Source organism: Microcystis sp. M109S1 (assembly GCF_020247025.1).
Taxonomy (GTDB): domain Bacteria; phylum Cyanobacteriota; class Cyanobacteriia; order Cyanobacteriales; family Microcystaceae; genus Microcystis.
In genome coordinates, this window is record NZ_JADBRW010000325.1 from 1 (window position 1) to 5455 (window position 5455).

The 5455-nt window shown below is 44.1% G+C and carries 3 protein-coding genes and 4 pseudogenes; 5 read left to right on the forward strand and 2 right to left on the reverse strand.

The genetic code is table 11. From position 1 onward, the window contains the following. The 5 genes and pseudogenes from IM322_RS16375 to IM322_RS16395 form a co-directional block, all read left to right on the forward strand. Positions 1-466, forward strand: a pseudogene (locus IM322_RS16375) (RNA-guided endonuclease InsQ/TnpB family protein); the annotation flags it as partial. A gap of 15 nt (positions 467-481) precedes the next feature. Then, a pseudogene (locus IM322_RS16380) lies at positions 482-1025 on the forward strand (aminotransferase class III-fold pyridoxal phosphate-dependent enzyme); the annotation flags it as partial. A 96-nt stretch (positions 1026-1121) separates the two neighbouring features. Then, a pseudogene (locus IM322_RS16385) lies at positions 1122-1277 on the forward strand (aspartate aminotransferase family protein); the annotation flags it as partial. 5 nt (positions 1278-1282) lie between these two features. Then, positions 1283-2380, forward strand: a complete 1098-nt coding sequence (locus IM322_RS16390) for a sulfotransferase family protein (RefSeq protein ID WP_287675812.1) — start codon at positions 1283-1285, stop codon at positions 2378-2380. A gap of 112 nt (positions 2381-2492) precedes the next feature. Beyond that, positions 2493-3488, forward strand: coding sequence for a lysylphosphatidylglycerol synthase transmembrane domain-containing protein (locus tag IM322_RS16395; RefSeq protein ID WP_287675810.1), 996 nt, complete (start codon positions 2493-2495; stop codon positions 3486-3488). A 21-nt stretch (positions 3489-3509) separates the two neighbouring features. Here the strand turns inward: IM322_RS16395 and kaiC are convergent, their stop codons facing one another. Then, positions 3510-5072, reverse strand: coding sequence for a circadian clock protein KaiC (kaiC, locus tag IM322_RS16400; RefSeq protein WP_002760201.1), 1563 nt, complete (start codon positions 5070-5072; stop codon positions 3510-3512). A gap of 193 nt (positions 5073-5265) precedes the next feature. Continuing rightward, positions 5266-5455: pseudogene (locus tag IM322_RS16405) on the reverse strand (RNA-guided endonuclease TnpB family protein); the annotation flags it as partial.

Here is a 5455-nt window from a genome sequence, read left to right on the forward strand (position 1 = left end):
GACTTTGCTGTGAAATTAGCAAGGTGCGTAGTTCACTCTAGCGATGTGATAGCCTACGAGGATTTAAGAGTTAAGAACTTAGTCAAGAATCATTGTCTAGCTAAATCGATAAATGATGCGGCCTGGTATCAGTTTCGGGAGTGGATAGAGTATTTTGGGGTTAAATTCGGGAAGATAACGATTGCTGTCGCACCGAATTATACAAGCCAAAACTGTTCAAACTGTGGTGAAACTGTCAAAAAATCTTTATCGACTAGAACCCATCAGTGCAAGTGTGGATGTGTTTTGGATAGGGATGAAAACGCCGCAATCAACATCCTTAAAAGGGGACTAAGTACGGTAGGGCATACCGGAACCTTTGGGCTAGATCCAAGAAACGCTTGGGGAGAGAATACTTCTACTTTTTCAGAAGCAATTCTGTCTTTCGCAAGTAATCTCTGTGAACCAAGAATCCCCGTCTCTTTAGAGCGGGGAGTGTCAAGGCACTCTTTTTGTAGCCGATGAAGTGCAGACCGGTTTAGGCCGGACTGGCAAAATTTGGGCTGTGGAACATTGGGGGGTAGAACCAGACATTTTATGCGTTGCCAAGGCTCTTTCGGGCGGTTTTGTGCCAGTGGGAGCGGTTCTCTGTCGTCGCTGGATCTTCGATCAAGCATTCGATCGCATGGACCGTTCTGTGGTTCACGGTAGCACTTTTGGGAAAAATAATCTGGCCATGGCCGCCGGTATCGCCACTTTACAGGTAATCGAGGAGGAAAAATTAGTGGAGCGCTCGGCTGTAATCGGTCAACAAATTATCGCAGAACTACAGCCCCTCGTAGATCAGTACGAATGTTTGCAGGAAGTGCGGGGATTGGGTATGATGATGGCCTTGGAATTTGCCGAACCGAGCAGTTGGTCATTAAAAGCCGCCTGGAAAATGCTAGAAACCGCCAATAAAGGGTTATTTTCCCAGTTAATTGTCGTTCCCCTCTTTACCCGCCATCAAATTCTCTCGCAGGTTTCCGGCCACGGCATGAATAAGCTAAACGGCTTTTACTTCGGATCACCGATATAGACTCCAAAAGGGTTATAGCTATTGGATCATGCAGGTTAAGCGCCGTTTAGCTTATCATCAAGTTTATCCCCCCCTTACCCTCTCCGATGAGGATTGCCGTTGGCTTGTCACCGCCGTTAAAGATGTGGTCGCTGATGCTCACCGCCTCCCCGGGGCCGCTTGGGAATTCGGCAAAACCTTAGCCAGCCAAGCTATCCGCCAAAAAACCGCCCAAAAATAGTTAATATGTCCAGTTTGTTTCATCCCCTCTGCGGTAGTAACCTTAGCACTCTCCTTCGTTTATTTTTGACCAATGGCGGCATCGATCGCCCCAATTTGGCCCCAGCAACCCTGGCGCTGGCAGTTACCCTGGCGCGACTGCCTTTTTCTACCCTAGAACGGATTTTAATGACAGGGTTTTATGAGCGCCGCGTGCAGGTAAAAGCACCCATTTTTATTGTCGGCTATTGGCGCAGCGGCACGACCCATCTGCACAATTTACTCGGTCAATCGGAGCATTTTGGCTATATTTCGCCCCTAGCGGTGGGATTACCCTGGGATATCCTCGGTATCGTCCGCTTATTACAACCGCTGCTAGAATTAGCCCTACCGAGCGATCGCCATGTGGATAACGTCGCTGTTACTCCCGATTCACCCCAAGAAGATTCGATCGCCCTAGCCAGCATGATCCCCCTTTCCTACTACCATGGTTTATACTTTCCCCAACGTTTTCAGTATCATTTCGAGCGAGGGGTTTTTTTTCAGGGCTGCAGCAAGGGGGAAATCGCCACTTGGCAGCGTTGGCACGTTCATCTATTAAAAAAAGTTTCCATTCATCAAAGAGGCAAACAATTACTAATCAAAAACCACGTTTATACGGCACACATTGCCAAATTGCGAGCTATCTGGCCCGATGCTAAATTTATTCATATCTACCGCAATCCCTATCTAGTTTTTCCCTCAACCCGCCACTTTTTTACCCGCATCCTACCGGAACTAGCACTGCAATCCTACGATAATTTATCCACGGATGAAATCGAGCAGGTAATTCTGAAAAGTTATCCCCCAATGATCAATTCTCTCCTGCGAGATAGTGCCGATTTACCCGCCGATAGTTTTGTAGAAATTCGTTTTGAAGATTTAGAAAAAGACCCCCTAGCACAAATCGAGAAAATTTACGATCAACTGCAACTTCCCGACTTAAAAATGGCTATGCCTCGCTTTGAGAAATATATCAGCAGTCTGCAAGGATATAAAAAAAATAATTATCCCCCAGATGCAAAAGCGATCGAGTTAGTCACATCCCATTGGCTACCATTTATTCAACGTTGGAATTATTTTTAGTTATCAGCTTTTTCAGTTATCAGTTATCAGTCATCAGTGATCAGTTATCAGTTATCAGTGATAAGTCATCAGTCATAATTAATAATTCATAATTAATAATTCATAATTTAATATGAAATATATTAAATTTATCTTTCTGGGTTTAGGTTTTGTTTTACTAGGGGTAATTTTACGTCAAACCAATCTACAAGAAGTGTGGCAACAAATCACCCTAGTCGGTTGGTGGGGAATGACATTAGTAATTATTTTTTATTTCCTAGAATTCCTCACCGATGTTTTTACTTGGCAACTAACTTTTAAAAGCATTCCTATCCAACCTCGATGGACAATTCGCCTATTATTAATTTACATGGTAGGGGCAGCCTTTAATCGCGTGACTCCCTTCGCTTCTTTGGGAGGAGAAGGTTTTAAAGCAGTGATGTTGAAAAGTCACTATCAGATTAGCTATAAAGAAACCAGTGCCTCGATTATTCTGACCAAGACATTAAATACTGCTTCCCTTGTCTTCTTTGCAATTATCGGTTTTTTTCTGCTCCTAGCTTCCCAAAAATTCTCCAATTCTTTTAAAACTTTTACCGGATTAAGTCTTGCTATATTCTCCAGTTGTATCCTGATATTTTTCTTGATTCAGCGATTCCGTTTATCCTCCCGAATAGTTAATCGATTAGGTCATTCTTTTTTAGGCGATCGCCTAGCTAAACCTTTAGAAAATCTTCGCAGTGTCGATGATCGTTTAGGGGAATTTTACCGGAATCTGCCACTATTTAGAAATGGCTTGATCGTCGGTTTTCTCAATTGGCCTCTCGGAGTTTTAGAAATCTATGTTTTAATGCAATTTCTCCAACATCCGATCAGTTTTGCCGATGCTTGGTTATTCGATTCTGTTGCCCAATTAGTGCGCGCTGGAACCTTTTTTATTCCCGCTAATATCGGTACTTTAGAAGGTTCTTTAGTGCTGCTGGGTGCTTCCTTAACTGGTAGTCTCGAATTAGGTTTAGCGATTTCTGTAATTCGCCGGGTTAAAGATATTCTCTGGATTATATTAGGTTTGTTGATCTGGTGGTTATTTTCCTTAAGACCGACTTTACCCGATCGCCCTTCAAAATAATCTCAATCAGTCAACTCCCGATTATTCATCCTGTAATTTTTCGCGTACATTGCGAACAATCCGCGATAATTCACTCTTTTCATCGACGCTAATTTTAGTCGGGGAACCACTAATAATCCGCTCGTAATTGCGGAAAGAATCCTTGATATCGGCCCCGTCCTGACTGATAGTATATTCACGAATCCCTTTATCGTGCCAAGAACCGCGCATCTTAAAGACGTTAATCGCTCGCGACATTTCGCCGCGAATTTCCACATACTGCAACATTAAAATCGTGTCGGTAATCGTAGAAATATGGGATTCGGTGATCGAGTGCGCTCCCATAAATTGGTCGGTGGTATTGGTGAAAAATCCCGTAATTTCCTCCTGTTTGGCGTATCCTGTCACCCCGATCACAAATTGCCGAAAAGCATTATTTGTCACCCCGCGCGCGAGCGCCGATAGAGAATCGATGGCAATACGAGAGGGTTTAAATTCCGAGATTTCCGACTTAATCATCTGTAAATGGTCTTCTAATCCCGCCGATTCGGGGTAAGAACACAACAATTTTAATAATCCCTTACGTTCCATCTCCTCAAAATCGATCCCCCAAGAAGAAGCATTTCGGGACAATTGGGCGCGAGATTCTTCATAAGCGAACAAAATCGCCCGCTCACCGCGCCGACAGCCTTCTTCCAGAAATTTACTGACTAAGAGAGTTTTACCCGTACCTGTTGCTCCTGTAGCCAAAATAATCGAATCCTTGAAAAAACCGCCCCCACACATATCATCGAGGGTTTTTACTCCCGAAGAAATGCGGACATTAGAGGAGCGCTGAGTTAAGCGCATCGCACCGAGGGGGAAGATATTAATGCCATCATTGGTGATAGTAAAGGGATATTCGCCCTTCATGTGGGTTGTTCCCCGTAATTTGAGGATTTCCGCGGTTCTGCGTCGTCTTTCTCCCTCTAGCACGTTCCGCATAATTACCACATTATCAGAGACAAATTCCTCTACACCAAAACGCGCCACCGCTCCGTATTCTTCGATACGTTCCGTGGTCATAATTGAAGTCACTCCTAATAATTTTAACCGGGCGACGAGCCGAAAAATTTCTCGCCGCACCACTGACACCGCTTCGTACTGCTGAAAAACGGCAGTTACAGAGTCAATTGATACCAGTTTGGCTTTATATTTGGTAATTGCGTATTGAATGCGCTCGATTAGGGCCGAAAGATCAAAACTACCCACCACCTCTTGACCTTCCGGATCCGGAGAAGCATCGAGAATAAATAACTTACCCTGGTCAATTAATTCTTCTAAATCCCAACCAAAACTATAGGCATTTTGGATAATATCGGTGGGAGATTCTTCAAAAGTAACAAACAGGCCCGGATAGTCAAAATACTTGATACCGTGGTAGAGAAATTGAACGGCAAGCAGGGTTTTTCCCGTGCCAGAAGTGCCACTCACTAAGGTAGTTCGCCCCATGGGTAAACCACCGTGAGTGATCTCATCAAAGCCTTCAATTAGGGTTCTAATTTTGCGAACACCTTTCGGTTTAATCGGTGGATTCAATTGGCTATTAGAGTTAGATTGAGTCATTATTTATCCAGCGAATATTTAAAGAGTAGGATTTTTATCTAATTTTTCCACAGAAACATATCAGGCCTGACTAGATACTTTATACCATCTCGATTCCCATTGACTCTTGACTTTCCCATAGACGTACTAGATTACGCCCCGATCATTTCTCCTGCATTGACATCCTCGCCGCCGTAAAACGGACGGCGATTCCTCACCACGCCACTTTTTTAGGGTGGTCGCTGAATGGGGTTGACGCGACCCGGGATGCTGCTTCTTTAACAGAAGTCTTACGCTTTCCGACCCGTCCGTTTAAAGTCTCCGAATGTCCTCCGGCGACCTTGATATTTACCGCAGCGTTTACATCTCGATCATGAAAAGTTCCACAGAAAAGACATTCCCAC